This is a genomic window from Amycolatopsis sp. NPDC051071 (assembly GCF_040682875.1).
In the GTDB taxonomy this organism is placed as follows: Bacteria; Actinomycetota; Actinomycetes; order Mycobacteriales; family Pseudonocardiaceae; genus Amycolatopsis.
On sequence record NZ_JBFBBY010000021.1, the window covers coordinates 1 to 26951 of the forward strand.

Annotated in this window: 20 protein-coding genes and 1 pseudogene; 16 read left to right on the top strand and 5 right to left on the bottom strand. The window is 68.6% G+C overall.

The genetic code is table 11. The features are described from left to right. Positions 1-439: 439 nt before the first annotated feature. Positions 440-2782 carry an immune inhibitor A domain-containing protein gene (locus AB0M65_RS10280; protein ID WP_364024456.1) on the top strand — a complete coding sequence of 781 codons (2343 nt, stop codon included), beginning with the start codon at positions 440-442 and terminating at the stop codon, positions 2780-2782. Here the strand turns inward: AB0M65_RS10280 and AB0M65_RS10285 are convergent. Continuing rightward, positions 2753-3016, bottom strand: a complete 264-nt coding sequence (locus tag AB0M65_RS10285; RefSeq protein ID WP_364024459.1) for a DUF1272 domain-containing protein — start codon at positions 3014-3016, stop codon at positions 2753-2755. The genes AB0M65_RS10280 and AB0M65_RS10285 overlap by 30 nt on opposite strands. Before the next feature lie 287 nt (positions 3017-3303). On the opposite strand from AB0M65_RS10285, the gene AB0M65_RS10290 reads away from it, so the two are divergent. The 4 genes from AB0M65_RS10290 (at position 3304) to AB0M65_RS10305 (ending at position 8355) form a co-directional block, all read left to right on the top strand. After that, positions 3304-3771, top strand: a complete 468-nt coding sequence (locus AB0M65_RS10290; protein ID WP_364024635.1) for a (2Fe-2S)-binding protein — start codon at positions 3304-3306, stop codon at positions 3769-3771. Continuing rightward, on the top strand, positions 3771-4751 hold the full coding sequence (locus tag AB0M65_RS10295; protein WP_364024462.1) for a xanthine dehydrogenase family protein subunit M: 981 nt from the start codon (positions 3771-3773) through the stop codon (positions 4749-4751). Before AB0M65_RS10290 ends, AB0M65_RS10295 begins: the two co-directional genes overlap by 1 nt. Continuing rightward, a complete protein-coding gene (locus AB0M65_RS10300; RefSeq protein ID WP_364024465.1) occupies positions 4748-6952 on the top strand; it encodes a xanthine dehydrogenase family protein molybdopterin-binding subunit in 2205 nt (734 codons plus the stop codon). Before AB0M65_RS10295 ends, AB0M65_RS10300 begins: the two co-directional genes overlap by 4 nt. A gap of 707 nt (positions 6953-7659) precedes the next feature. Continuing rightward, positions 7660-8355, top strand: a complete 696-nt coding sequence (locus tag AB0M65_RS10305) for an NIPSNAP family protein (RefSeq protein ID WP_364024468.1) — start codon at positions 7660-7662, stop codon at positions 8353-8355. Here AB0M65_RS10305 and AB0M65_RS10310 read toward each other — a convergent pair. Then, positions 8263-10362, bottom strand: coding sequence for a BTAD domain-containing putative transcriptional regulator (locus AB0M65_RS10310; protein WP_364024638.1), 2100 nt, complete (start codon positions 10360-10362; stop codon positions 8263-8265). The genes AB0M65_RS10305 and AB0M65_RS10310 overlap by 93 nt on opposite strands. Before the next feature lie 62 nt (positions 10363-10424). Between AB0M65_RS10310 and AB0M65_RS10315 the strand changes: the two genes are divergently transcribed. Next, a complete protein-coding gene (locus AB0M65_RS10315; protein ID WP_364024471.1) occupies positions 10425-10778 on the top strand; it encodes a hypothetical protein in 354 nt (117 codons plus the stop codon). Here AB0M65_RS10315 and AB0M65_RS10320 read toward each other — a convergent pair. After that, entirely contained in the window at positions 10768-12126 is a 1359-nt protein-coding gene (locus AB0M65_RS10320; RefSeq protein WP_364024474.1) for a dipeptidase, read from the bottom strand. The genes AB0M65_RS10315 and AB0M65_RS10320 overlap by 11 nt on opposite strands. 99 nt (positions 12127-12225) lie before the next feature. On the opposite strand from AB0M65_RS10320, the gene AB0M65_RS10325 reads away from it, so the two are divergent. Continuing rightward, positions 12226-12648, top strand: a complete 423-nt coding sequence (locus AB0M65_RS10325; protein WP_364024477.1) for a VOC family protein — start codon at positions 12226-12228, stop codon at positions 12646-12648. 21 nt (positions 12649-12669) lie between these two features. On the opposite strand, the gene AB0M65_RS10330 is transcribed toward AB0M65_RS10325, so the two are convergent. Then, positions 12670-13701 (bottom strand): FAD-dependent oxidoreductase, encoded by a 1032-nt coding sequence (locus AB0M65_RS10330; protein ID WP_364024480.1) that lies wholly within the window; start codon positions 13699-13701, stop codon positions 12670-12672. A gap of 9 nt (positions 13702-13710) precedes the next feature. Continuing rightward, complete coding sequence (gene pepN, locus AB0M65_RS10335) at positions 13711-16185, bottom strand: aminopeptidase N (RefSeq protein ID WP_364024483.1); 2475 nt, start codon at positions 16183-16185, stop codon at positions 13711-13713. A gap of 546 nt (positions 16186-16731) precedes the next feature. Here pepN and AB0M65_RS10340 point away from each other — a divergent pair. The 9 genes and pseudogenes from AB0M65_RS10340 to ddaH all read left to right on the top strand — a co-directional run. Next, the gene (locus AB0M65_RS10340) at positions 16732-17781 is read left to right on the top strand and encodes a ParB/RepB/Spo0J family partition protein (RefSeq protein ID WP_364024486.1); all 1050 of its coding nucleotides are present in this window, start codon (positions 16732-16734) and stop codon (positions 17779-17781) included. A gap of 339 nt (positions 17782-18120) precedes the next feature. After that, positions 18121-19149 carry a 3-oxoacyl-[acyl-carrier-protein] synthase III C-terminal domain-containing protein gene (locus AB0M65_RS10345; RefSeq protein WP_364024489.1) on the top strand — a complete coding sequence of 343 codons (1029 nt, stop codon included), beginning with the start codon at positions 18121-18123 and terminating at the stop codon, positions 19147-19149. Positions 19150-19159: 10 nt separating this feature from the next. Then, on the top strand, positions 19160-20998 hold the full coding sequence (locus tag AB0M65_RS10350) for an HAD-IIIC family phosphatase (RefSeq protein ID WP_364024492.1): 1839 nt from the start codon (positions 19160-19162) through the stop codon (positions 20996-20998). Continuing rightward, positions 20998-21267, top strand: coding sequence for a phosphopantetheine-binding protein (locus tag AB0M65_RS10355; protein WP_364024495.1), 270 nt, complete (start codon positions 20998-21000; stop codon positions 21265-21267). The genes AB0M65_RS10350 and AB0M65_RS10355 overlap by 1 nt, the downstream gene beginning before the upstream one ends. A 40-nt stretch (positions 21268-21307) precedes the next feature. Continuing rightward, complete coding sequence (locus AB0M65_RS10360; protein ID WP_364024498.1) at positions 21308-22606, top strand: SidA/IucD/PvdA family monooxygenase; 1299 nt, start codon at positions 21308-21310, stop codon at positions 22604-22606. After that, positions 22603-22977: a cupin domain-containing protein gene (locus AB0M65_RS10365; protein ID WP_364024501.1), complete on the top strand. Its 375-nt coding sequence runs from the start codon at positions 22603-22605 to the stop codon at positions 22975-22977. Before AB0M65_RS10360 ends, AB0M65_RS10365 begins: the two co-directional genes overlap by 4 nt. Next, on the top strand, positions 22978-24624 hold the full coding sequence (locus AB0M65_RS10370) for a class I tRNA ligase family protein (protein WP_364024504.1): 1647 nt from the start codon (positions 22978-22980) through the stop codon (positions 24622-24624). Beyond that, positions 24521-25777 carry an ATP-grasp domain-containing protein gene (locus tag AB0M65_RS10375; protein WP_364024506.1) on the top strand — a complete coding sequence of 419 codons (1257 nt, stop codon included), beginning with the start codon at positions 24521-24523 and terminating at the stop codon, positions 25775-25777. Before AB0M65_RS10370 ends, AB0M65_RS10375 begins: the two co-directional genes overlap by 104 nt. Positions 25778-25797: 20 nt before the next feature. Next, positions 25798-26565, top strand: a pseudogene (gene ddaH, locus AB0M65_RS10380) (dimethylargininase); the annotation flags it as partial. Positions 26566-26951: the final 386 nt, after the last annotated feature.

The window sequence follows — 26951 nt, forward strand, 5'->3', positions numbered from 1 at the left end:
GGTGCGTGAGTGATTTGGGTCGTTCTAACGACCCAAATCACTCACGACCCCTGTACCGGTGCCACCTCAGTCACACCTGCCACGCCGTCACTGACACCGCCGAAGAAGGCGCATCAGAGAAAGCGCGCATCCTGACCGGCTTGACCTGGCCAGGGGTAGCGATATTGTGAAATCAGTTTTCAAATTCAACATAGGCTACGCGGCATTGCCGCACACCTGAGTTCGGCATCCAGCACGCGAGTTACGGCTTCAAGCACGCGAGTCACGCCTTCGCTCCGGCCGCCAAACCCCGCGAACAAGCCGGTCACAGCGAGCCCGGACACCACGCCACGATTGCCTTACAACAGAATTCGCCAGGCCGCCGACATGACCCGCCCGGATGATCGATACCCGGGCTGTCCGGAAGGGATTCCCTTTGTTACGAAGATTTTGTGCTGGATTGTGCGCCGCCGTTCTCGTCGCCGGCCTGACCGCCGGTACTCCGGCGGCGATCGCGGCACCGTCAGCCGAGCCGGCCGCCGAAGCCCGTGGCGGGGACGACCTGCCCAGTCCCAGTGACGTCCAGCGCAGGTGGCTGCGGCAGCAGGCGCACGCGGATGTGCTGAAGGGCAACGAAGTCACCGAGAAGCGCGGCGCGAGCACGGTGGTCAAAACCGGGCGAAAGCCCGCTCCGAAGGCTAAAACCGGAACTGGTGGCGGTCCTGTCGACGAATACGTCGAACTGGCGCGGGAAGCGACCGATCGGATTTTCGTGGTGCTCGCCGAGTTCGGCGACCAGCGCCATCCGTCCTACCCCGACGTCGACACCGATCCGGCCATCCCCGGCCCGGTGCGCTTCGACGGTCCGCGGCACAATCAGATTCCCGAACCTGACCGCCGGGCCGACAACACCACCATCTGGCAACCGGACTACGACCGGCGGCACTACCAGGATCTGTACTTCTCCACCGCCCCCGGCGCCAACTCGCTCACCAACTACTACCGCAAGCAGTCCTCCGGCCGGTTCTCGGTCGAGGGCCAGGTCACCGACTGGACCAAGGTGCCGTTCAACGAGGCACGCTACGGCCGGTCGAACGGGTTCCCGTGTGCCGGGGTCGTCTGCGCCAACTCCTTCGATCTGGTGACCGACGCCGCCGACGCCTGGTACCGCGGACAACTCGCGGCAGGCCGGACATCGGCACAGATCAAGGCACAGCTCGCCACCTTCGACACCTGGGATCGCAACGACTTCGACGGCGACGGCGACTTCAACGAGCCGGACGGCTACCTCGACCATTTCCAGGTCGTGCATTCCGGAGCCGATCAGGCCGACGCGGATCCGATCCGCGGTGAGGACGCGATCTACAGCCACAGCGCCTACGCGTTCGACAACACCACCTCCGGCCCGGACCGTAACCTGCGGGGCGGCACCCAGATCGGCGACAGCGGCATCTGGATCGGCAACTACACCATCCAGCCGGAGAACGGCGGCGTCAGTGTGTTCTGCCGCGAGTTCGCGCACGACCTCGGGCTGCCCGACCTGTACGACACCAACGCCGGTGCGAACAACGTCAGCTGGTGGTCGCCGATGGCGCAGCACCGTGTCGCCGGACCCGGCGAGGTCATCGGCACCCGGATCAACGACCTGGACGCGTGGTCCAAGCTGCAGCTCGGCTGGCTGGACTACGAGGTCGTGGTGGCAGGCCAGACCGCCACCCTCGACCTAGGCCCGCACGAGTACAACTCCGCCAAGGCACAAGGCGTCGTGGTCGTGCTGCCGGACAAGCAGAAGACGCTCCACTACGGCACTCCGTTCGACGGCCCGAACCAGTGGTGGAGTACCAAGGGCGACAATCTGTCCACCACGATGACCCGCCCGCTCGACCTGACCGGCACGACGTCGGCGTCACTGACGCTCAAGGCCCGCTACGACATCCAGCCGGACTTCGACTTCCTCTACACGCAGGTGTCGGCCGACGGCGGCGTCAGCTGGACCGCATTGGACGGCATCGCCGGTGGCACGCCGTTCCAGCGGGACTTCGGCGGACGGCCGGGACTCTCGAGCAGCACCGGCGGGAACTGGGTCGACATGAACGTGCCGCTCGACGCGTTCGCCGGCAAGAAGGTCCTGCTCCGGTTCCAGTACCGCACCGACGGCGCCTTGGCACGCAACGGGTTCTTCGCCGACGGCATCACGATCACCGCGGACGGCGTCCCGCTGCTCACCGACGGCGCGGAGAACGGCGCGAACGGCTGGGAACTCGACGGCTTCCGGACGGCGGCCGCCACCGAGACTCGCGTCTTCGACAACTTCTATCTCGCGTCGAACCGCACGTACGAGTCCTACGGCCAGTATCTGCGTACGGGTCCCTACAACTTCGGGTTCCCGGGCAAACCCGCCTTCGTCGAGCATTTCCCGTACCAGACCGGACTGGTGGTGTCCTATTGGGACATGTCCGAAAGGGACAACAACACCAGCGAACATCTCGGCTCCGGCCTGATCCTCCCGATCGACGCGCATCCCGCGCCGATCTACACTATCGAGGGCGTCCCGTGGCGGTCCCGGATCGCGGGCTACGACATGCCGTTCTCACTCCGCAAGGCCGACTCGTTCACCTTGCACGTCAACGGAAAGCCCAGCTACATCCGCGGGCAGAACGCCGTCCCGCTGTTCGACGACACCGGGACGTTCTTGTTCCCCGCCCAGCCGAACGCCGGTGTGCTCCTCCCCGCCACCGGAACCACGATCCGCGTGCTCTCGCAGACCGGCACGTCAGTGCGCGTTCGCGTCGGTCACAAGTGAACAACCCGCGTGCGGGTTGACCACTCGCCGCGACGAGGACGGGTGGCGTTCGAGCAGGGCCGCGGGCCGCACTGGCCGTCGCACGAGCTCGCCGCCGCAGTTGGGGCAGATACCGCCGAAGCCGCCTTCGGCGCACGCGGGGCAAAAGGTGCACTCGAAGGTGCAGATACGCGCGTCCGCCGCGGGCGGCAGATCTCGATCGCAGCACTCGCAATTGGGCCTGAGTTCGAGCATGGCCTGAATGCTACCCGGGTGCCCGCTCAACTGGGCAATGCCGAAACCGGGCACGATTCGCAAGACTGACGCAGGCTCGCGGCCGATGGCCGCCGAGTGGGCTATCGGGGGTTCCTGGAGGTTCAGTGCAGTCCGATCAGACCATGGATGACTCGAACGAGGCCGGTATCTCCCGGCGCGGCTTGCTGGTCCGGACGGCGACGGCGTCGGCGGCCCTGGCGGTCGGCGGTCAGCTTGCCGTCCAGGAGGCGGCGGGCGCGGAGCAGGACGGCCGGGAAAGCGGCCTCATCGACGTGGAGCTACGGGTCAACGGGCGGGTGGAGCGGCTGCGGCTGGATCCACGGGTGACGTTGCTGGACGCGTTGCGTGACAGGCTGGGGTTGACCGGAACCAAAAAGGGCTGCGACCGCGGCCAGTGCGGGGCGTGCACAGTGCATGTCGACGACCGGCGGGTGCTGTCCTGCCTGACGTTGGCCGGCTCCGCGGCAGGCAGCCGGGTGACCACCATCGAGGGGCTGGCTCGCGGCGACAAGCTGCATCCGGTGCAGCAGGCGTTCATCGAGCACGACGGTTTCCAATGCGGCTTCTGCACTTCCGGCCAGATCATGTCGGCGGTGGCCGTGCTCCGCGAGGGGCAGGCCCGCTCGGCCGGGCAGATCCGGGAGCAGATGTCCGGCAACATCTGCCGCTGCGGGGCGTACGCCAACATCGTCGACGCGGTCCGGACCGCGTGGGCGGCGGAGGTGACGGACTGATGCGGCCGTACGACTTCGCGGTCGCGCGCAGCGTTGCCGAGGCTGTCGACCGCGCGGGTGCGCCGAACTCGGCCTATCTGGCAGGCGGTACGACCCTGGTGGACCTGCTGAAGCTCGAAGTGCTGACGCCCAGCCGGGTGGTGGACATCAACCGCTTACCGCTGACCGGCGTGTGGACCGACCGGCAACGGCTGCACATCGCGGCGCTGGAGCGGATGAGTGACGTGGCCGTACATCCGCTGGTGCGCGCACGCTATCCCCTGCTCGCCGAGGCCCTGCTCGCCAGCGCGTCGCCGCAGCTGCGCAATATGGCCAGTATCGGCGGAAATCTGTTGCAACGCAGCAGATGCGGTTACTTCCGGGACACCGCCACGCCATGCAACAAGCGAGTACCCGGCAGCGGCTGTCCGGCGGTCAAGGGCGCCAACCGCACCCACGCCATCCTGGGTACCAGCGACTCCTGTGTTTCCACTCATCCGAGTGATCTCGCGGTGGCGCTCGTGGCGCTGGACGCCTCGGTACGGCTGACCGGCCGGGGCGGCTCCCGCGACGTCCGGCTCGTCGAGTTCTACCGGCTGCCGGGCACCACCCCGCATCTCGAGAACGAACTGCGACCGGGGGAATTGGTGACCGAGGTGACGGTGCCACAGCTCGATTGGGCGAACCGGTCGACCTACGTGAAGGTGCGGGACAGGGCCTCCTACGAGTTCGCGCTCGCCTCGGCCGCCGCCGCGGTGCTGGTTCGCGACGGCGTCGTGCGTGACGTACGGCTCGCGGTGGGCGGGGTCGGCACCCGGCCATGGCGTTTGCCCGCCGTGGAGGACGCGTTGCGCGGCCGCCCGTTGCGGCTCGACGTCGTCGAGAAGGCCGCCGCACTGGCCGCCGAGGGGGCCCGTCCGTTGACCCACAACGGTTTCAAAGTGCCGCTGTTGCGACGCGCCGTCACCAGTGCCCTGATGAAGCTGGCGGACCGGCCATGACCGCGCTCTCCCGCGTCGACGGCCGGGTCAAGGTCACCGGGGCCGCCCGGTATTCCGCCGACTACCCGATCGGCGGCCTCGCCAACGGCTACCTCGTACTGAGCACGATCGGGCGCGGCGCCATCCGTTCCGTCGACACCGCCGCCGCGCGGCGCTCCCCCGGCGTCCTCGCCGTCTACACGCACGACAACCCGCCGCGGCTGTTCGGCGGTGCCGAATCCGGCGTCGGCTACAACTGGCTTCCGTTGCAGGACAACCAGGTTCGCTACCACGGGCAGATCGTCGGGCTGGTGGTCGCCGAAACCTTCGAGCAGGCCCGTGACGCCGCCGCACTGGTCCGCGTGGACTACACCGCCGTCCCGCCGCGGGCGTCGCTGCGGGACGGTATCCCCGGCGCCACCCTGCCGGACGACGTCAACGGCGAGCCGCCGCTGCTCGACCTGCTCGCCGACGGCGTCGCGTCCATCGACGAAGCCCTCGGCGCGAGCGACGTGGTCGTCACCGGCACGTTCACCCAGCCGATCGAATATCACAGCGCCATGGAGCCCCATGCCGCCATCGCGGTGTGGCGCGACGGCTACCTCACCCTCTACAGCGGAGCACAGGCCCCCCAGCTGGCAGCCGGAACGATCGCCACCACCATCGGCGTCGACCCGTCCCGGGTGCATCTGCTCAGCCCGCACGTCGGCGGCGGGTTCGGCAACAAGATCCTCACCTGGGGGCACCCCTTGCTCGCCGCGGCCGCGGCCAAGGCACTCGGCCGCCCGGTCAGGATCGTGCTCACCAGGGAGCAGACCTTCGGCGTCACCGGCCACCGCTCCGCCATGTCCCAGACGGTCTCCCTCGGCGCCGACCGCGGCGGGCATCTCGTCGCCGTCAAACACGACGCCTACGCCAGCTTGTCGGCAGGCAGCGACGGGTTCCTTTACGAGGCGGGACCGCATACGACCTCGCGCTACTTCTACGCCTCCCCCAACATCCACCTCGGGCAACGCCTGGTGACCCTGGACGTCCCACCCCAGACGCCGATGCGGGCGCCGGGTCAGCAGGCCGGTTCGTTCGCGCTGGAAACCGCCATGGACGAACTGGCGGTACGACTCGGCCTGGACCCGATCGAGTTACGCATGCGCAACTACGCCACCACCTACCCCGGACGCGGCGTGCCGTGGTCCGGCAAACATCTCGACGAGTGCTACCGCGTCGGCGCCGAGGCGTTCGGCTGGTCCCGGCGTGACCCGGTGCCGGGGGCGGCCGTCGACGGTGACTGGCTGGTCGGCACCGGTATGGCGACCGCCGCCTACCCGGCCGTGCGGTACCGCACCACGGGAAAGGTCCGGCTCCAGGCCGACGGCACCGCGGCGGTGTCCACCGCGACGTCGGATCTGGGCACCGGGATGTGGACGGTGCTGACCATGGTCGGCGCCGACGCACTCGGCATCCCGGTGGACCGCGTCCGCGCCGCGCTCGGCGACTCCGCGCTGGCCGGCAACCCCGGCGCGTTCGCCTCCGCGGGCACGGCGAGCTCCGCCCCTGCCATCCAAGCGGCCGCCCGGTCCGCGACGCGCGCGTTGCTCGAACTCGCCGTGACACACGAGCGCTCCCCGTTCCACGGCCTGAGCCAGGACCAGGTGCGCTACGAACGCGGCGACGTCGTGGGCCCCGGACGGCGAATCGCCTTCGGCACACTGCTCGGCATCGTCAACCTCGCCGGGATCGACGCCGCCGAAACCACGGCACTGGGGCCGGAACGCGAGCGATTCGCCTTCGCTTCGTTCGGCGCGCACTTCTGTGAGGTCGCGGTCAACCGCTGGACCGGAGAACCCCGCGTGCGCCGCGTGACGACGGTCATCGACGCCGGCACCATCATCAACGAGAAGACCGCGCGCGGGCAGATCATCGGCGGCGTGATCTTCGGCATCGGTCAGGCCCTCTTCGAAAACACGCACCTCGAACCGGACACCGGCCGCATCGCCAACGCGAACCTCGCCGACTACGTCCTTCCGCTCAGCACCGATGTGCCACCGATCGACGTTCGCTTCCTCAACCACCCCGACACCGTGTTCAATCCCCTCGGCGCACGCGGGATCGGCGAACTGGGCACCGTCGGTATCGCCGCCGCCATCGGCAACGCCCTTCACCACGCCACCGGCCGTCGCGTCCGCGACCTCCCCATCACCCTCGACAAACTGATCGACACCTGAGGCGAGTCGCCTTTCACCGATGTACCTGAAGGCCCCCTTCCCTACCTAGATCCGGTCTGCCGCGCGCAGCGCGTCCTTTGAGGGCGGCGGCGGGGGCATGGATGGAGCAAGGACCCGGCAAAGTCGTTCTGCGGGTCAGGTGATTTTTGGTAGATGTGTCGTGAGTGGTAAGTAAGTCGTGCTATGTGGGAGGTAGGTCAAGTCTGGCGTGGCTTCTGCCGGGTAGGCCCTTTTTCGCGAGCTTCAAGGTGGGAAGGGGTTTTCGCGCGTGGATTTGGACCGGTCGTCGGAGCCGACGGTGCTTTGAGCGTCCATAATGGACACTTACCGGCGAGCAGATGCCCGATTAATGGATATTTGTACGGTTGCTGACCGGGTCGTGAGTGATAAAGAGGGTTAGAACGACCCAAAACACTCACGACCCCCGCGCAAAGCGCCCAAATCGGACACGAATGACGGGATTGCTGTCCCTTGTGGACGGTGAGGCCACGATCAGCCCGGCTGACCGGTGTCCGGCACACCACGTTGCCTTACCTTTCAATAACCCCCCACTGCCACTCGCGACCCCTGCGCGCACTCTCGTGACTTTGCCGGGGCCCTGACCTAGGCACAAGGAAGGGGGCCTTCCTGTACTTCAAGTGGCCAGGGCGGAGCCGGTACACCGAATAGCCCACTCACGACCAGCCCGATGCCTTAGGGTCCTTCGCGTGACGGAAGTTATCGAGCTGCGGCAGTACACGCTTCATCCAGGGCAGCGGGAAGTGCTGATCGAGCTGTTCGATCGCGAGTTCATCGAGACCCAGGAAGCCACCGGGATGCGTGTCCTCGGGCAGTTCCGGGACCTGGGCCGCCCGGACCACTTCGTGTGGCTGCGGAGCTTCCCCGACATGCGGGCCAGGCTTCAAGCACTGGAGAGCTTCTACACCGGTCCGACGTGGAAGGCGCACGCGGCGGCGGCCAACGCCACCATGATCGACACGGACGACGTGTTGCTGCTGCGGCCCGTCAGGCGGGGAATGCCGTCCGGCCTCGACCCCGCGGTCCGGGACACGCCGGCCTCGTCGGTGGTCACGGCCACGATTCACTACCTGCCGGAGCCGCCGGACGAGGAGCTCGTCCGGTTCTTCGACGGCACTGTCCTCCCGCTGCTGGAGAAGGCCGGTGCGACGCCGCTTGCCTTGCTGCAGACGGAATACGCGGAGAACGACTTCACTGGGCTGCCGGTCCGCACGGGTGAGCACGTGCTCGTCGTGCTCACCTCGTTCCCCGGGCGGGAGGCTTACGCCGAGCACTCCGGCAGGCTGGCCGGGCTACCCGAGTGGCGGGACGGCGTCCAGCCCCATCTGCCGGATTCTGTCGAACGGCTGCTGCTGACCCCCACCGACCGGTCGATGCTGCGCTGAACATCGCCGCAACGCCGAGGACAGCCGGCTGACCAGCCTCGGCAGCTCGGTGCCCGGCGAGCGGGCGGCGAGCACGCGCAACGTCAGGCATTCCTCGCGGTACCACGCGAGCCCGGCACCGCGGTTCGCCGACAGCCGGGAAAGCTGATCACGCACCGCGCCTTCGTAGTATCCGACGATGCGGTGCGTCGCGGTGCGCTCCTCGTCGGCCGTGACGTACTCGCCGAGGGCGAACAGCCGCACCAGCCCCGGCACCCGGTACCGGTCCATCCGCAGCGGCTCGACGAGCCCGGCGTCGACCAGCCGTTCCGCGGCGGGTTCGGCCAGGCGGACGGGGAGGTCGAGCGCGGCCGCGAGCGCGGCCGTCGACACCACCGGCAGGTCCAGCACGCCGAGCCTGCCGAGGGCACGCGTCACCGTCGGGTCGGCGTGGTGCCGCGGCAGCAGCTGGACGCCTGCCCGCAGGCTGGCGCGGACACTGAGTCCGTCGCAGGTCAGTGCGTCCAGCCTGCGCCCTGGATCGGCCAGCCGCGCGGCGAACTCGCCGACCGTCCACTCCGGACGCCGCGCGAGCCGGGTGGCGGCGATGCGCAGGGCGAGCGGCAGATGGTCGCACAGCCCGGCGAGCCGGGCGGTGGCGGCGAGGTCGGTGTCCACCCTGGCGGCCCCGGCGTAGCGGCGGATCAGCGCCGTCGCGGCCGTCATCGGGAGCCTGCCGACACGGAGCAGGCCCGCCCCGTCCACCGCGGTGGACGCCGTCCTGCCGGTCAGGATCACCGCGCAGCCGGGCGCCGACGGCAGCAGCCGTCGGATCTGTTCGGAGCCGACGACGTCGTCGAGCACGATGAGCACCCGCCGGTCGGCAAGGGTGGTGCGCAGCAACGCGGCGGCCCCTTCCTCGTCCGGCGGCAGGCTCGCGGCCGGTACACCCAGCAGCGCGAGCAGCCGCCCGATCACGTCGATCGGGGCCGCGGACGCACCGAGGCTCAGATAGACCTGACCGTCCGGAAAGGATCCGGCCACCCGGTGGGCGGCGTGCACCGCCAAGGTGGTCTTGCCGCCACCGGCCAGACCGTGCACGGCGCAACACCGCTCCCCACCGGTCAGCCGGGTGGTGATCCAGGCCAGCTCGCGATCCCGGCCGAGGAACGCGGGGACGTCAGGAGGCAGGGTGCGGGGCACGACCTGCCGCGGGACCGCGGTCGCCGTCGAGGTGGGCCGGGGTGCCGCCAGCAGCGGGTCGTCCCGCAGGATCCGGCCCTGAAGCTCCCGCAACGGTTTGCTGGGCTCGACGCCGAGTTCGTCGACCAGCAGCCGTCGCAGATCCCGATACGCGCCAAGGGCTTCGGCCTGCTGCCCGGACCGGTACAGCGCGACCATCAGATGTGCGTGCAGTCGTTCGCGCAGCGGAAACCGCGAGACCATCAGCTTCAGCTCGGGCAGCAGCGCCTCGTCACGGCCGAGCCCGATCTCGGCCTCGATCCGCGCCTCCACCACCGCCAGCCGCGCTTCCTCCAGTCGCGCGGATTCGGACAGGACGGACGGAACCAGCACCACGTCCGCCAGCGGCGTCCCGCGCCACATCCCGAGCGCTTCGGCCAGCGCCGCGGCGGCCGAGGGCAGGTCACACTCGGCAAGGCTTTTCCGGCCTGCCGCGACCAGTTCCTCGTACTCGTCGACATCGGTCGCGCCAGGGGGAAGCACGAGCTGATAGCCGGGTGCCCTGGTGCTCAGCATCCGCCCTTCCTGGTCACCGAGGCTGCCGCGCAACCGCCAGACGTACCCGGCCAGCAGGCCGGCGGCGCTCGGCGGCGGCCGCTCGCCCCACAGTTCCGCCATGAGCTGATCCGCCGACACCACGCGGTTGGCGTTGATCAGCAGGACGGCCAGCAGGGCCCGTTGCTTCGGGGCGCCGATCGAGGACCACTGCCCGCCGTCGAAGAACTCGAGCGGGCCGAGGAACCGGAACCTGACCGGTGACGATAGCGCATTCGGTTTGCCGTTAATTGACGTCCACCATTCTTCGGTGCTCTACTCGCCCAGCCGGAATACCGAGGGTGAGGTGCGAGATGGATAACGCTGAGCCATGGTTGCTGGAAATTCGACTGTTCACGGTGAAACCCGGAAGCCGGGAGGAATTCGACCGGATCAGCCGGGAGGGCACGATTCCGTTGATGCGCGAGCTGGGTATCACGGTCGTCGCCCATGGCCCGTCGCTGAACAATGACAACGGCTACTTCCTGCTTCGTGCCTTTCCGTCCGAGCAGGAGCGGGTCGAACGGGCCCAGTCGCTCTACGCCACGGACGAATGGCTGACGAAGTACGACGGGCCGGTCTCGTCGATGATCGACGACTACGAAACCGCGGTGCTGCCGGTGAATTCGGCCGCGCTCAGCCACCTCGCCGAGCCGGTCACCCGGTAGGCCGGGCAAGGCCGCCCAGTACGAGCGCCTCGGCGAGGCAGACCCGGCCGAACTCGCCGAGGTGCAGGCTTTCGTTCGGACCGTGTGCTTGCGTGTACGGGTCCTCGACCCCGGTCACCACGATCGTGGCGTCCGGGAACTCCGCCTGGAACGCCGAGACGGCGGGGATGGAGCCACCGAGACCGATCTCCTCCGGCGACACCCCGTCCCAGGCGGTACGTAACGCCGACCGGATCGTTTCGTAATGCGGGCCGGTGGTGTCGATGACGCACGGCGCGCCACCACCGTCGAAGGTGACCGAGAGCGCGGCGCCCCACGGGCGATATGCCTCAAGGTGGTCCCGTAACGCGGCGAACGCCTTACCCGGATCGTCTCCGGGAGCCAGCCGGACACTGATCTTCGCCCGCGCCAGCGGGACCAGGGCATTGCCCGCCTGGAGAACCGATGGCGCGTCGATACCGAGAACCGACAGCGAGGGCCTGGTCCACAGCCGGTCCGCCATCGAACCGGTGCCGGTGAACCGGACGCCGTCGACCATGCCCGATTCGGCGCGAACCCGATCGGCCGGGAAATCCACTGTGGACTCGGGACCCACGACAAGCCCATCGACCACGACGTCGCCCGCGTCGTCGTGCAGTGTCGCCAGCAACCGGACCAGCGCGGTCAACGCGTCCGGCACAGCGCCGCCGAATAGTCCACTGTGGACCTCGGCATCCAGGGTGCGCACTTCGACCACGCAATTGACAATGCCACGCAACGAGGTGGTCAGCGCGGGTACACCGATGTCCCAGTTAGCCGAGTCGGCGATTACGATGACGTCGGCGCGCAGCTTGTCGTGGTGCTGCCGGAGCAGCTCGGAGAGCGACGCCGAGCCGTACTCCTCTTCGCCTTCGACGAACACCACGACCCCGACCGGCAGGGCGTCACCGAACGCCCTGAGCGCCACGACATGCGCCATCAGCCCGGCCTTGTCGTCCGCCGCGCCGCGGCCGTAGAGCCGGCCGTCGCGCTCCACCGGCTCGAACGGATCGCTGTCCCACAACGCTTCGTCTCCCGGCGGCTGTACATCGTGGTGCGCGTAGAGCAGCACCGTCGGCGCACCGGGTGGCGCGGGACAGCGGCCGAGGACGGCTGGTTGGCCACCGGCCCGTACGACGTCGGTTTCCAGCCCACAGCCACGCAACAACGTCGCCACCGCTTCCGCGGAACGGTCCACCTCCGCGTGGTCGAATTCGGGAAAAGCAATTCCGGGAATACGGACCAAATGCTCCAGGTCGGTCCGCGCTCGGGACAGTTCCCGTTCGACGGCCGTCCTCAACTCAGCTTCTGTCGCGTCCTTGGTCGTCATGAATCGGATCGTACGGCGCGGCCGACGGAAAAGGTGCCGGTCAGCCGCGCGTGAATCAGCGGCAAAACAAACTTGTGGCACGGCGTTACCCTCGGGTCCATGTTGCTCGGAATCGACCACATCGGACTCGCGACCGAGGAACCCTCGGCACTCGGCCCCATCATGGCAGCGCTCGGCATGTCCAAAACCGACAGTGGGCTCGCCGCAGGATATCGCGTGGCGTGCGAGTTCTGGCGGCCTGCCGGCCGCACCGGACTACCCATGCTCGAACTGGTCTCCCCGGCGGGCCCTGATTCGGCACTCGACGGCCATCTCGCCAGGGTCGGCCCCGGCCTGCACCACATCGCCATCGAGGTGGACCACCTCGTGCCGGAGCTGAACCGCTTACGCGAGGCCGGGTTCACCATGGTCGACCGAGAGCCCTGCGCCGGTGCCCGGCAGGGCATGCTGGTCGCCTTCCTGTACTTGGCCCGGCCTGCCGGGCTACTGGTGGAACTGGTCCAGTACGACCGCGGCCAGTAAGGGACCCGGCTTTCAGCCCCGTCAGCGAGCCAGAGTGGTCGCCGCCACCCGGCTCGCCGCGAGCACGACCTTGGCCGCACCGCCCGAACCACCGGTGAAGGTGAACAAACCTGCCCCGATCTCGCGTAGTTCGAGGCCCGGCGGGTCGTGATAGCAGTCGGACGACACCGTGGTCCGATGTGGACAGTGGCTGCCCGGTGGGTGGCCGAGCAGGCGACGGGCCTCGTCGGCGGCCCGTTCGACGAGCGCGGTGTCCGGCCGCGGGCGGGACGGGTCGACGTCCCACCGGTCACAGGGCAGGCCGAGCAGGAATCCCGTGTCACCGGCCGGGCGACCCCACAGGCCGGTGCCCTCCCGGACGAACGCGCCGAGCCGGGCAGGCCGTCCCTCGTACACGGTGTACTGGATTTGTTTGACGCGCAGCCCGCCGGTGTCCAGCCCGCTCGCCGCCAGCAAGGCAGGCGTCCACGGGCCGGCGGCCAGCACGACAGCGTCGTATTCCGCTGTCGTGCCGTCGGCCAGCCGCAGGACCGGTGCCGGGGTCACGCTCACCACCGGCATCCGCCGGACCGTCACGCCGCGATCGGCCGACCAGTCCAGTACGGCGGCCCGTAATCGGGCCGTCGAAAGGAAACCCGCCTGCCGTTCGACGACCGCGGTGCCCTCGGGGGGCAGACCGCGGAACGGATACCGGCCGGCCAGTTCGGCACCGGTGAGCAGCGTCGCCGAGCCGGGCAGCACCTCCTCGATCACCCGGATCTGCTCGGTCACCTCGGCTCCGGAGGGCAGCAGGTACACCGATCCGACTTCCTGATACGCCGACGCCGACCGCAACGCGGGGTCGCCACGCAGTTCCGCGAGGCTGGACGCGGCCAGCCGTCCGGTCGGCACGACCCGCTCGAAGGCACGCACCAGCCCGCCGGACGCACTGGTCGCGTCGCCGTCGGCGGGCCCGGCGGTGTATACGTCGACCGCGATCCGCGGCGCCACTTGACGCAGCCGCCAGGCAAGCAACGCACCCGCGACGCCGGCACCGACGATTCCCACTCGCACGGGGCCCGCTCAGCCGGTGGCGGCGGCCTGGGCGGCCACCGCCCGTCGCAGGTCGCCGGTGAAGTCCGCGACCCGCCTGCGCAGCGGCAACTCGACGTCGCCGCGGGCCAGCAGCTTGTCGGCCAGCCGCAGGGTTTCGCGCGAGGCGGCGTAACGCGGGTAGAGGAAGCGGACCAGCATGTCCAGCACGAGGTCGCCACGCAAACCGGCGGCCGAGGGCATCTCGGCGAAGAACCGCGACACATATCCGACGGTCAGCTCTGCCTGTTCCGGTTGCCAGAATCCCTCTGCCAGCGCCCAAAGCCCGTAGCTGGACACTCCGCTGTCGCCGGTGATCGCGTCCCAGGCCGCGCTCTTGGCCGCCGGATCCGGCCTGGCCGCACGGCATTTCGCCGCGAACTGCGCGCCGAGGGTGCTCGGGTCCGCCCGGTGGGCCGCGGTGATCTCGTCCTCGGCGAGCCCGCCGAGGACGGCGAGCCGATACCTGGTGCGCCAGGCCAGATCCGCGTCGAGCACGAGTCCGGCGGGCAGGCGGGTGCCGTCGAGCCAGCCACGCAACTCGTCGACGTCCGCGCTGAACTCGATGAGCCCCCGGCACAGCGGCAACCAGATCTCGTCGGTGGGCACGACGCCCGCCATACGGTCACGGATACCGCCGGCGATCTTGGCGAGCGCGGCAGGCCGCCGCGCCGGACGCAGGAAGCGGTCGGCCACGTCGACGCGGGCCTGTTCGAGTACTTCGACGACGATGGACGGTTCCGGCTCCACGGCGAGCATCCCGGTCACCAGATCGAGGTGGTCGGCGGCCGGGAACGCGCCGTCCTGTACCGCCAGCAGCAACGCGCACCACACCATGGCGCGGTTGACCGGGGACAGCCGGGGAAGGAATTCGGGCAGCGCCGCCCGGGAACGGGCATCGAAACGGACCTTCGCGTAAGTCAGGTCGCCGTCGTTGAGCAGCACGAACCTCGGCGCCGGCAGGCCGACCAGCTGCGGCAGCTCGGTCCGGACGCCGTCGATCGCGACCCGCACCGTGGTGGACTCGTCGCCGTAGCAGCCGACGTCGAGGGTGTGCGGGTGCGCGGCCGAGGCGTCCTGGCGCACGGCGGCAGCCGAGATCACCCCGTCGGTCACCGTGATCTCCGGGGTCAACGTGGTGACGCCGGAGGTGGTGAACCACACGCGGGCCCAGTCGGTCAGGTCGGTTGCGGTGGCCTCGCCCAGCGCGGCGAGGAAGTCGGCGAACGTCGCCGTGCCGTACGCGTGGCGGGTGAAGTAGATCCGCAGGCCCGCGCGCAGTGCCGGGGTGCCGACCCGGGCGGCCAATTGCCGCAGTACCGAGGAGCCCTTGAAGTAGGAGATCCGGTCCAGTTCGAGCAGCACCGTCCGCACGTCCGGTCCGGCAAGGCTCACCGGATGGGTCGACGGCCGCTGGTCGGCGACGTAGGCCTGTGCTTTGCGCCGGACTGCGAACGTGGTCAACGGGCCGGAGAACCTCGTCACGTCGCTCGTGACCCGGTGGGCCATGTAGTCGGCGAAGGCCTGCCCCAGCCACAGATCGTCCCACCAGGTGTTGGTGACCAGGCCCGCCAGCCACATCAGGGACAGGCCGTGCGCGATGACGACGGCTCTGGTCTCCCGCTCGCTCGCGGGCACGGCGGAACCGAACAGGTACAGCTCGCGCAGCAGCACGCAACCGGGGTGGTCGAGTGAGAGCACGCTGAACTCCGGGACGAAGACCTGATCGAACTTGCCGAACGGATAGGGCACACTGAACAGCCGCTGGTATTCGTCGAGGCACTGCCCGGTGATCTCGAAGACCTCGTCGATGTCGTCCCGGAGCCCGTCGGCCAACGAGGCGCGGCAGTGCAGGCCGAGCGGCACTTCGCCGTGCTCGGTGTGGAAGGACTCATACGGTCCGGCGACCAGTGTGGTCAGGTAGGTCGCCAAGGGCGCGGTCTCGCCGAGCCGCCAGCGTCGCGCGCCGAGCCGGGTCGCCTTCGCGTTGCCGAGCACCTTCCAGTCGTCGTCGGGGACCGTGACGGTGAAGGTGAACGGCGCCTTGAGGTCGGGCTGGTCGAAGCAGGCGAAGATCCGTGGGGCGTTGTCGATGTAGGTGAAGGCGTACAGGTAGAGCCTGCCGTCGGCGGGGTCGGTGTACCGGTGCAGGCCTTCGCACTCCCGCGAGTAGGCCATGTCGGCGACCACGACGATCTCGTTGTCCCCGGCGAGGCCGGTGAGGGTGAGCCGTCCGTCGTGGAGTGCGGCCACGTCCAGTTCCCGGCCGTTGAGGGTCACCGAGCGCAACGCACGGGGCCGCACATCGAGAAAAGTATCGTCAGCCACGGAGCCCGCCTGGAAAACAATTCTCGTCGTCGATCGGAATATCTCGTCGCCTGCCGTCAGATCAAGGTCGACCTCATACGAGCGGACCTGCAGTACTTCACCGCGCCCCTTCGCTTCGGCCTGCGTCAGACTGGGCATTTCAACGGCCCTCCAAATAGCTGCATAGCGGCCGCCGAACAGCTCAAAGCAGCCTCCGAATAGGCAATCCCCCGGCCGCCAAATAGCGCACCGCGATGCTCAACCGCAGCCGGCGGATCAGTTGAACGGTCACTTTCGGCTGCCCGAAAGTTCCGGGCCGGACTCCGGCCAGGCACGATCGCCGATCATCCGGCCGAGTCCGCCGGTGTGGCAAGTCGCGAAAAGGTTCCGACCGGAGCGGAACTCACTTGAGCACCTAGTTCACGGTCGGTCGACAACCTACCCTCTGACCAGGAGAGCGGGGAGGGTAACGGTGACGACGCCGTTCACGAGTTGAACGACGCCGGATTTTTCCATGGGGATCTTTTAATGGGGACACAGTCGGCGGCAGTTTTGACTCCGCACACTACCGCGCGAATCGGAATTCAGGCCAGAAGGCGACGCCCGAAATCGGCGAAGTGTCGATATCAGTAAATCGGTGCAGACGCCGGGACTCATTCAGCGTATGTCGCAGATTTGCCATCCACAACCCGATGGGGGTGCCCATTGACCGGGCAAGCTGACCATGGCTCCAGTCAGGGGCACTCGGCTGATCCAGCCGAACACGGCGAACCGTCTTCGTCGATCGAGTATCCGAAGGCGGATCAGGTCACCCACACCGTTCCGGTGGCCGCGTTACGCCCGGCGGACTCGCCACGGCTGATCGGTGAGGACGCCGAGCACATCCGGGTACTGGCCGAACCGGACCGCGCACTGCCGCCGATCCTGGTGCACCGGTCGACCATGCGGATCATCGACGGGATGCACCGGCTCGGCGCGGCCCGCCTGCGTGGCCAGGACACCATCGACGTGATCTTTTTCGACGGCAGCGAAGAAGACGCGTTCGTGCTGGCGGTCAAGGCCAACGTCGCGCACGGCCTGCCGCTGTCCTACGCGGACCGGGAGGCCGCGGTCGCCCGCATCTTCGTCTCGCATCCGGACTGGTCCGATCGCGCCATCGCCGCGGCCGCCGGACTCGGTCCCCGTACCGTCGCCGCGGTCCGCGGCCGTGTCGAAGGGCTTCCACAAGGGACGACCCGGATCGGTCGCGACGGCCGGGTCCGCCCGTTGGACAGCACCGACGGGCGACGCGTCGCGAGCCAGCTGATCACGGCCTTTCCGGAGGCATCGCTACGCGCGATCGCCCGCGCGGCGGGAATCGCCCCGGCCACCGTGCGTGACGTGCGTGAACGGATCCAGCGCGGCGAGGATCCGGTGCCGCCACGACGGCCACGTGCCGTCCGGGACAGCCAGGCCGAACGCCGCGACGCCAACCCGTCCACTCAAGACCAAACCGAGCGTCTCTCGACACAGGAACGCAATGCCGTACTCCGGAACCTGGAACGCGATCCGTCCCTGCGCTTCGCCCAGACGGGCACCCGGACGCTGCGCTGGCTCGTGCACCGGGTGATCGCCGAAGAGGAGTGGCGCGAACTGGTCGACACGGTTCCACCACACAGCGTGTACGTCCTCTCCGGACTGGCCCGCCGGTGTGCCAACGAGTGGATCGAGTTCGCGCGGCAGCTGGAGCAGCGAGTCGGCTCGCAGAAGTCGTAACCCCGCGCCGCGGGTGAATGCGACAAGTGTTCAACTGGGCACCGGATACTCAGTTGAACATCGCGCGTCTTTCGAGCAGTTGTCGGCACGTGAGTCGTGCGAGCAGTATTCCCACTTGACACACGAGGGGTCCGAATGGTGTTCGAAAGTTCACGGCGGACCGCACCTCGGTAAGTGACCGCTATTGCCATGGAGGCGGGCCGGGCTTTGAATAACGCCCGACCAGTTCGAATCCGGCCGCCTTCCGGCAATGACTGATGACTTTCCGATTCACCGGGCCGATCGGCCGGAAACGCACGCCGCCCAATGCCGCCGACCGGCTCGGCAAGAGGAGAAACAATGCCAAGACCACTTGCCGAATTCGGCATCGCAGGTTTCGGTTACGCATTCGGCGACGATCAGGACGTCGAGCGCACCGCCGGCAGCTACGTCGCCGACCCGGAGCGCATCATCCGATGGGGCTATCAGACCTTCCACCGCGCCGGTGACGGGGTGACTTCGACGGCGCTGGCCGCCGAGGCCGCCCGCGACGCGCTGACCAGGGCCGAGGTGGACCCGGCGGACGTCGACCTGGTGGTACTGGCCAATTCGGAGCTGGCGGAGTACCCGTACTGGGACTCCTCCGCCGCGCTGGCCAGGGAACTGAAGATCCGGGAACGGCAGACGATGCTGCTGACCGAAGGCTGCGCCTGCGGGGTGACCGGCCTCGGCTCCGTCGCCGGGCAGTTGCTGCTGCAACCGGAGCTCGGCACCGTGCTGTTCACCGCCGTCAACCGGGTCAGCGAGTTCCACCGCAACCGGATGAACGTCAACAACGCCGTGCACAGCGACGGCGCGGTCGCGGTGGTGCTGCGCCGCGGCCACGACCGCAACGAGTGGCTGGCCACCGAGCAGTTCACCGATTCCGATTTCTGCGACTGGTTCCGCACCGACGTCGGCGGCAGCGTCACCCCGGTACCGCCGCCCGGCTGGTCGAGTTCGACCGCACCGAGTGGCACCGAACGCGTGCAGGCCCATTTCCGGAAGGACCCTCGGCAGCTCGAGAAATTCAGCGAACAGCTCAACGCGCGGGTCGTCGAGGTGATCGATCGGGTCTGCCGCCGGGCGGGTGTGCGGCGCGCGGATCTCGCCCGGTTCTTCTACATCAATGACCCGGACGGCATCGCCGATCTCGCCACGGTGCTGGATATTCCGCTGGCCCGGACCAACCACGATCTCGCGATCGAACACGGTCATATGGGAGCGGCCGATCAGCTGATCGCGCTGGGGGCACACCTCGACGACGGCGGACTGAATTCGGGAGATCTTGTCGCGCTCGCCGGAATCTCCATCGGTATGCGCTGGTACTGCACGCTTTTCAGAGTTTAGGCAGGGGCCGATGAACGATTTCACGGAACTGCTCGACGGCCTGCGGGCCGCGGTGGCCGCCCGCTCGGCGCCGTCGCCGGGCCTGCGCCAACGACTCGCCGGGCTCGACGACCCGGCGACGGTCCGCCGCGCCGGCCGTATCCTCGCCGAGCTCCCGCCGTCCGGGCCGGAGCCGCGGCCGATCCGGGTGGCCGTGCTGGCCACCTGCACCATCGGCCCGTTCGAGCATCTGCTGCGTGCCACGCTGGTCGCCACCGGTACTCAGCCCACCCTCCTCCTCGGTGACTACGGCACCTTCGACCTGTCACTGGCCGCCGGCGAAATCGGCGGCTCCCCCGACGTCGTGACGTGTCTGCTGGACGAGCGGTACTTCCTGCCCCGCGAGTGGAGTGCTGTCGATCCGGACGGCCTGGCCGCACACGTGGCTGCCCGGTTCGCCGACCTGCGCGGGCTGATCCTCGCCTGCCTGGAGCGGACGCCTGCCGCGTTCGTCCTGCACACCGTCCCGATTCCGGCCGAGCTGCGTGATTCGGTGATCAGCTGGCGGGCAAGGGCCACGGTCGGCCGGGCCTGGCACCGGCTCAACGCGGACCTTCTCGGCCTGGCGGAGGAGGACAGCCGGATCACGGTGGTGGACCTGGCCGGTGAACTCGCCGACGTCGCGGTCGCGTGCCGGGACGACCGGCTGCACCGGTACGCCGACCTGCCCTACACCGACGGCGCGCTGCTCGTGCTGGCCCGGCAGGTCGCCCGGGTGGTCGCGGCCAGGTCGGGACTGTCCCGCAAGGTGCTCGCGCTCGACCTCGACAACACACTGTGGGGTGGGGTGCTCGGAGAAACAGGCGAGGCCGGGCTGCAACTCGGCGGGTTGTACCCGGGGAACTGTTACCAGGCACTGCAACGAGTCGTGCGGCGGCTACGCGAACAAGGCGTGATTCTCGTACTGGCCAGCAAGAACGACGCCGGACCGGTCGACGAGGCATTGGCCAATCACCCGGAGATGCTGCTGCGCCCGCAGGATTTCGCGGTACGCGCGGTGAACTGGTCGGCCAAGGCGGAAAACCTGCGCCACGCCGCCGAGACGCTCAACCTGGCCGCGAGTGCGTTCGTCTTCATGGACGACTCCCCGTTCGAACGCGGCCATGTGGCCGCCGAACTACCCGGCGTTGCGGTGGTGGCGGCAGACGGCGACCCCGCCTACCTGGTCCGCTCGCTGCTCCGGTCCGGCTGGTTCGACGTGCCGGAGCTGACCGACACCGACCTGAAACGTCCGGCGCTGTACCGCTCACGCGCGCTGCGCACCGGCTTCTCCACCGGGTTCGCCTCGTCGGAGGACTACCTGCGGGCACTGCGGACGCAGGTGATCTCGCATCCGGTCACCGCGTTCGAGACGGGCCGGGTCGCCCAGCTCGCCGCCCGTACCAACCAGTTCAACCTGACCGGAGTCCGGTTCGACGAAGGCGTCACGACCGCGATGAGCACCGATCCGGACCATCTGGTCGCCTCGTTCACGGTGTCGGACCGGTTCGGCCACGAAGGAATCGTCGGCGCCGCGTGGATCGAACGCCGCGACCGGATCTGGCGGGTGCTGAACCTGGTACTGAGCTGCCGGGTGTTCGGCCGGGGCATCGAGTTCGCGATCGCGGACTGGATCGTGGGCCGGGCCCGCGAAGCCGGAGCCACCGCATTGGTCGGCCGCTACGTGCCGACCAACCGGAACTCGGTGGCCGCCGGCTTCTGGGAGAAGGCCGGCTTCACCCCGTCCGATGAGGACGGCACCTACACCGTGGTGCCCGCCACCGCGCCGACCTGCCTGCCCACCTGGATCACCGACCCGGAAACGAAGTGATGACCGAAATGGATGACACGGCGTCCGTCGTGCTGAACACGCTGAGCGAAGTGCTGAACAAGTCGACCGGCGAACTGCGGGCACGACCGGTGCTCGCCACCCACGGTTGGGACAGCCTCGCGTCGCTGGAGGTCCTCTCCCGGTTGGAGAGCGGGCTGACGGTGACGCTCGATCTGCGTGCCTACCACGCCGCACACACGGTGACGGCGCTGATCGACCTCGTCGCGGCCGCCGCGACGAGCAACGCGGCCGCCGGTCGGCGCGGATGAAGGGGAAGGATTCGCGGTGCGATTTCAAGAAGTAGAGCTGTTGGCGATCGGAGGCGGCCCGTCCGGCCTCGCGCTCGCGGTCGCGGTCGAAGAGCTGGCAAAGTCGGAGCTGGCCAAGGACACGCTCATCGTCGAACAGCAGGACGACGTGGTCTGGCAGCGCGGGATGCTGATCCCGTGGACGCAGAGCCAGGTCTCGTTCCTCAAGGACCTGGTGACCCTGCGCAATCCACGGAGTGCCTTCAGCTTCATCAACTACCTGCACTCGGTCGGCAGGCTGGACCAGTTCATCAACCTCGGCAGCTTCACGCCATACCGGATGGAGATCTCCGGCTACCTTGGCTGGGTTTCCAAATCCCTGCCGAACGTGCGGATCGACTACGGCAGGCGCTGCGTTTCGGTCCGGCCGTTCGGTATCGCGGACGGGGCGGGCGAATGGCTCGTCCAGATGGCCGACGGCAGTGCCGTGGTGTGCCGCCATCTGGTGATCGCGGCCGGACGGGACCCCTACATTCCGGACACCTTCGCGGCCATCCCGCGCGAACTGATGATCCACAGCACCGAGTTCGCGGCCCGGATCAGCGAGCTCGATCCCGAGCGGACCCGCCGGATCGTGGTCGTCGGCGGGGCGCAGAGCGCGGCCGAGATGCTCTGGACCGCGCACCAGGCGTTCCCGAAGGCGCACTGCGCGATGGTGATGCGCTCGATCGGCCTCAACGCCTACGAGGCGAGCAAGTTCACCAACGAGCTGTTCTATCCGTCCTTTGTGGACGAGTTCCACTCCGCCCTGCCGGAAGCCAGGGCGCAGCTGCTGCGCGAGATGCATCGGACCAACTACGCCGGTCTCACCCCGGACATGCTCGACACCCTGTACCGGCAGATGTACATCGAACGGCTCACCGGGACCGAACGCATCGAGATGATCCCGATGGTCGACGTGGCCGGGGCCGAGATGGACGGCCGCGAGGTCGTGCTCACCCTGGTCGACCGCAAGTCCGGCCGTCGCTCCCAGCAGCGCTGTGACGTGGTGTTGCTCGGCACCGGTTTCACCAAGCGGATGCCGAAGATCGTCGAGGAAATGGCTTCCGCTGTCGGGATCGACGAGATCACCGTCAACCGCGGCTACCGGATGAGCCTGCCGCCCTCGTTCAGCGGGACCTGCCATCTGCAGGGAGTGAACGAGGCCACCCACGGCATCGCCGATTCCCTGCTCAGCCTGCTGGCCGCGCGGGCGGAGGAGATCGTCACCGACCTGCTCGCCGACCGCAAGGCGCCCCGGCCGCTCGTCGGCACCGAAACCGCCACCCGCCCGCTCGCCGCGACTCAAGGAGCGCAATGACCATGATGGAAATCCGCAAGTTCGATCGCACCCACCTCAAGCCGGACAACGGTTTGGCCGCGACGCGGCTGCTGCCGTGGCCGGAGCTGAACGCGCCGTTCGAGGGCTCTTGGTGTGTGGTGCCACCGGGTGCGGAGTCCGGCGCGCACAGCCACCACGAGTACGAGATCTGGGTGGCCATGACCGGCGCCGCTGAGATCGTCTGTGGTGGACGCCGGGTGCCGTTCACCGTCGGCGACGTCGTGCACTTCCCGCCACGGTCGCATCACCAGGTGGTCAACACCGGGACCGAGGAGTTCCGGATGTACGCGGTCTGGTGGGACAAGGCCATGGCCGGGCGGTTCACCACCCGCGACGAGGCCGGCGTGTAGATGTCCACGACCATCGTGGTCGCGGCGACCCCGACGTCCAACGGCGACCTGCATCTCGGGCATATGGCCGGGCCGTACCTGGCTGGCGACGTGTACGCCCGCTACCTACGGGCCACCGGCGCTTCGGTGATCTATACGACCTGTACCGACGACAGCCAGAGCTACGTCGTCTCCACCGCGCGACGGCTCGGCACCACACCGCGCGCCCTGTGCGCCGGCTCGACCACGGCGATCGAACGTTCGCTTTCCGCGATGGGCATCTCGATGGCCGGTCTTCCGCCGATCGACGACGTGTACCGGCGCGCGGTGCTCGAGTTCGTCACCGCCCTGTACGAGGCGGGCCGGTTCCGGACGCGTACGGTGCGGCTGCCGTTCGCGACGCGATCCGGCACGTACCTCTTCGACGGGCTGGTCGCGGGCACCTGCCCGGTCTGCCTGGCAGGCAGCAGCGGCGGGGTCTGCGAGGCCTGCGGGCACCCTAACAACTACGACGACCTGCTCGATCCACGCTCCACAATGGACCCGAGTGATCCGGTGTCCTACCGGGACGCGGAGATCCTGGTGCTGCCGATGGAGGAATACCGGGATCGGCTGACCGCCTACTACGCCGCGCAAGCGGGACGGTGGCGGCCGCACGCGATGCAGCTGGTCGGCGAGCTGCTGGCCAGGCCGCTGCCGGAGGTGCCGGTGACCATCCCGGCGGACTGGGGTATTCCCGCGCCGTTCCCGGAGACCCCCGGCCAGATGCTGTACCCGTGGGTCGAGGCGATGCCCGCGGTCATGTACAGCACCTGGTGGTCGGCGGGCGACACGACGCTGCCGCTCGACGAGCACTGGCGCGCCGGACACGAGGCCGACGTCGTCTACTTCCACGGTTACGACAACGTCTATCACTGGGGCCTGATGGATCTGGTGTTCCTGCTGGCCCACGGCGACCGGTACGTCACGCCGGTGGCCAACGTATGCAACGAGTTCTACAACCTGGCCGGGGAGAAGTTCTCCACCAGCCGCGACCATCTGATCTGGAGCGTCGACCTGCTCGCTGAGGTCCCTCGCGACCTCGTCCGATTTCATCTGGCACTCACCGCGCCGGAGCAGGCACGCGCCAACTTCAGCCGGGAAGGGTTGCGTGACACCGGGTACCGGCGGCTCGGCGCGCCGTGGAACGCGCTGGCCGAAGCGATGTCGCTGATGCTGACCGGACTCTCCGGCACGGTGCCGGTGACCCCGGCCGGACGGCGGCGCGCCGCGGCCATGCTGGAACGGTTCCGCGGCTGTTACGCATTGCCCGGCTACAGCATGAACCGGGCCGCGGAGACGGTGCTCACCCAGCTGACCCGGCTGCGCGATCTCGCCGCCCGGTCGTCGATCACCGCGGGCGATCTGCTGCTGGAGGTGCGCACGCTGCTCGCGGGTGCCGCCCCGATCCTGATCGACGTGGCCGAGGCGGCCGTCGCGGACGGGGTCGACCTGTCCCTCGTCGCCGAACCACCCGCTTCGGTTCCCGTGTTCGAACTCCCCCGGCTGCCCGAGGAGGCGAGCCATGAAGTTGCTGACCATCGAGACACGTCAGTACCTGACCTACTACCACTCCCGCTATCGGCAGGTGCAGGCGTTCGGCGTCGATCTGTACGTGATGAACGGTGAAGGGACGGACGATTTCTGGCCTGCCGACCACTACCGGCTGGTCGGCTCGAAGAAGATCGGCGAGATGATCGCCTGCGCCGGGAAATGGCATGAAACCGAGCAGTTCGACGGGGTGATCACCTTCTCCGAGGCGGCGGTGATCACGGTCGCCGCGGTGGCCGACGCGCTCGGCCTGCCGAGCATCGGCGTCGACGGTGCCCGCAACAGCCGCAACAAACTCCTGATGCGCCAGGCGTACGAGCGGGAAGGCGTGCCGATCCCCGGCTTCCGGTTCGTCACCGAACTGGACGACGCGCTCGCGGCGGGCGCCGAGTTCGGTTACCCGGTCATCCTGAAGCCCACCCTGGGCGCCGGCAGCCATCTGGTGTACCGAGTGGACGGTCCGGAGGAAATGGCGCGGGACTTCGCCACGGCCAGCGAGGGTCTGCGGAACATGTTCTGGATCAACGCCGAAGCCGACGACGTCGACCTCGGCCCGATCGGACTGCTTGTGGAGTCCTTTTTGGACGGGAAAGAATATCTGATGGAAGCCCTCGCCTGGGACGACGAGGTCTACCTCGGCTCGGTGGTCGACCGGATCACCGCGGAGGGCAGCAGTTTCGACGACGACGTGCACCACGCGCCGACGTCGCTGCCCGCCGAGGAACTTGCCAGGGTGCATCATGTGGTCAGGGCCGCCGCACACGCGCAAGGCCTGCGGCGCAGCGCGATGCACGCCGAGGTGCGCTACCACGACGGCAAACCGCATTTGCTGGAGATCGCGGCAAGGGTCGGCGGCGGCGGGCTGGACACCATCGCCCGGCTCACCGCGGACTACGACCCGATCCGTGCCGTGGTGGACGTCGGCCGGGGAGTCAAGCCGCCCGTCCGTCATTACTGGCCGACCGGGACGCATATCACCGCGATGTGCCTGATCTGCGACGGCGGCGTGGTCAAGGACATCGAGGTGCCGCCGGCGGTGAGCAACTCGGACCGGGTCTTCCTGCAGACGATCACCGCCCGCCCCGGCGACGTCATCCTCAGGCCACCCGACGGCAACACCATCTTCGGCTTCCTCGGCACCACCGGAACATCCAAAGAGGACGCTTTCGACCTGATGACCGAACTGGCAGGCAAGATCACCGTCACCCTGGAGGCCGACCAGTGCGGGTAGCTCGTGCCAGGCGGTTCCTGATGTGCCCGCCGAACCATTTCGAAGTCAGCTACTCCATCAATCCCTGGATGGAGCCGGACAAGCCGACCGACGCACCCTTGGCACTCGTACAGTGGGAACGGCTGCGTGCCCAGCTGGTCGCGCTCGGCCATCGGGTCGAGGTGGTGCCGCCGCGCCCCGGCCTGCCCGACATGGTGTTCGCCGCGAACGCGGCCACCGTGGTCGGCGGCCGGGTACTGGCGGCCCGATACCGCTACCCGCAACGGTTCGGCGAGGCACCGGCCTACCAGGCCTGGTTTGCCGAGCACGGCTACCCGGTGCGGCGCTCCCGGTTCGTCAACGAGGGCGAGGGCGACCTGTTGCCCACCGGCGCGCGGCTTCTCGCCGGCACCGGTTTTCGCACCGACCACCGCGCACATGCCGAGGCGGCCGACCACTTCGGCATCCCGGTGGTCACCTTGCGGCTGGTCGACCCGTACTTCTATCACCTGGACACCGCACTGGCGGTGCTCGACCACGAGGAGATCATGTACTACCCCGGCGCGTTCTCGCCGGACAGTCAGGCCGTGCTCCGCGAGCTGTATCCGACCGCGATCCGGGCCGACCGGGCCGATGCGGCGGTCTTCGGCCTCAACGCGATCTCCGACGGCAGGCATGTGCTGCTCCCCCAAGCCGCCGTCAATCTCGCCGAAAGCCTGCGGGCAGCCGGTTTCGAGCCGATCGCCGTCGACCTCTCCGAACTGCTGAAGGCAGGCGGGGCTGCGAAGTGCTGCGCTTTGGAGCTCCGAGACGTCGTGACCACCGCACCTCCCGAGAGAAAGGCGCCAGGGTTCACCATGATCGACTACGAGGGCAGGCGGTTCCGTCCGGTCGCCGTCAACGGCGCGGACGAGGGCAGCGACCAGGTCGCGGTCTACCGGCAGAAGGGCGACCTGGTCTGGGGTGAGTTCACCGGCGGCAAGGCCCGGCGTGGCTCGCTGACCGGCACCTGCGGACCGGAAGGCGAACTCGATTTCGCGTACTGCATGGTCCTGGAGAGCGGCGAGGTGATCTCCGGCCACTGCACCAGTATCCCGCGGATCCTCGACGACGGCCGGATCCAGCTCGACGAGGTGTGGCAGCGCTACGGCCCGCACCAGTCCGTCGGAGTCTCCCGCCTACAAGAGATTCGGTG

What these genes read in the sequence shown, in the direction of transcription:
- AB0M65_RS10285 (WP_364024459.1), bottom strand. Translation starts at nt 3,016, where the DNA reads ATGCTCGAACTCAGGCCCAATTGCGAGTGCTGCGATCGAGATCTGCCG.
- AB0M65_RS10295 (WP_364024462.1), top strand. Translation starts at nt 3,771, where the DNA reads ATGCGGCCGTACGACTTCGCGGTCGCGCGCAGCGTTGCCGAGGCTGTC.
- AB0M65_RS10300 (WP_364024465.1), top strand. Translation starts at nt 4,748, where the DNA reads ATGACCGCGCTCTCCCGCGTCGACGGCCGGGTCAAGGTCACCGGGGCC.
- AB0M65_RS10315 (WP_364024471.1), top strand. Translation starts at nt 10,425, where the DNA reads ATGGATAACGCTGAGCCATGGTTGCTGGAAATTCGACTGTTCACGGTG.
- AB0M65_RS10320 (WP_364024474.1), bottom strand. Translation starts at nt 12,126, where the DNA reads ATGACGACCAAGGACGCGACAGAAGCTGAGTTGAGGACGGCCGTCGAA.
- AB0M65_RS10325 (WP_364024477.1), top strand. Translation starts at nt 12,226, where the DNA reads ATGTTGCTCGGAATCGACCACATCGGACTCGCGACCGAGGAACCCTCG.
- pepN (WP_364024483.1), bottom strand. Translation starts at nt 16,185, where the DNA reads ATGCCCAGTCTGACGCAGGCCGAAGCGAAGGGGCGCGGTGAAGTACTG.
- AB0M65_RS10345 (WP_364024489.1), top strand. Translation starts at nt 18,121, where the DNA reads ATGCCAAGACCACTTGCCGAATTCGGCATCGCAGGTTTCGGTTACGCA.
- AB0M65_RS10350 (WP_364024492.1), top strand. Translation starts at nt 19,160, where the DNA reads ATGAACGATTTCACGGAACTGCTCGACGGCCTGCGGGCCGCGGTGGCC.
- AB0M65_RS10355 (WP_364024495.1), top strand. Translation starts at nt 20,998, where the DNA reads ATGACCGAAATGGATGACACGGCGTCCGTCGTGCTGAACACGCTGAGC.
- AB0M65_RS10365 (WP_364024501.1), top strand. Translation starts at nt 22,603, where the DNA reads ATGACCATGATGGAAATCCGCAAGTTCGATCGCACCCACCTCAAGCCG.
- AB0M65_RS10370 (WP_364024504.1), top strand. Translation starts at nt 22,978, where the DNA reads ATGTCCACGACCATCGTGGTCGCGGCGACCCCGACGTCCAACGGCGAC.
- AB0M65_RS10375 (WP_364024506.1), top strand. Translation starts at nt 24,521, where the DNA reads ATGAAGTTGCTGACCATCGAGACACGTCAGTACCTGACCTACTACCAC.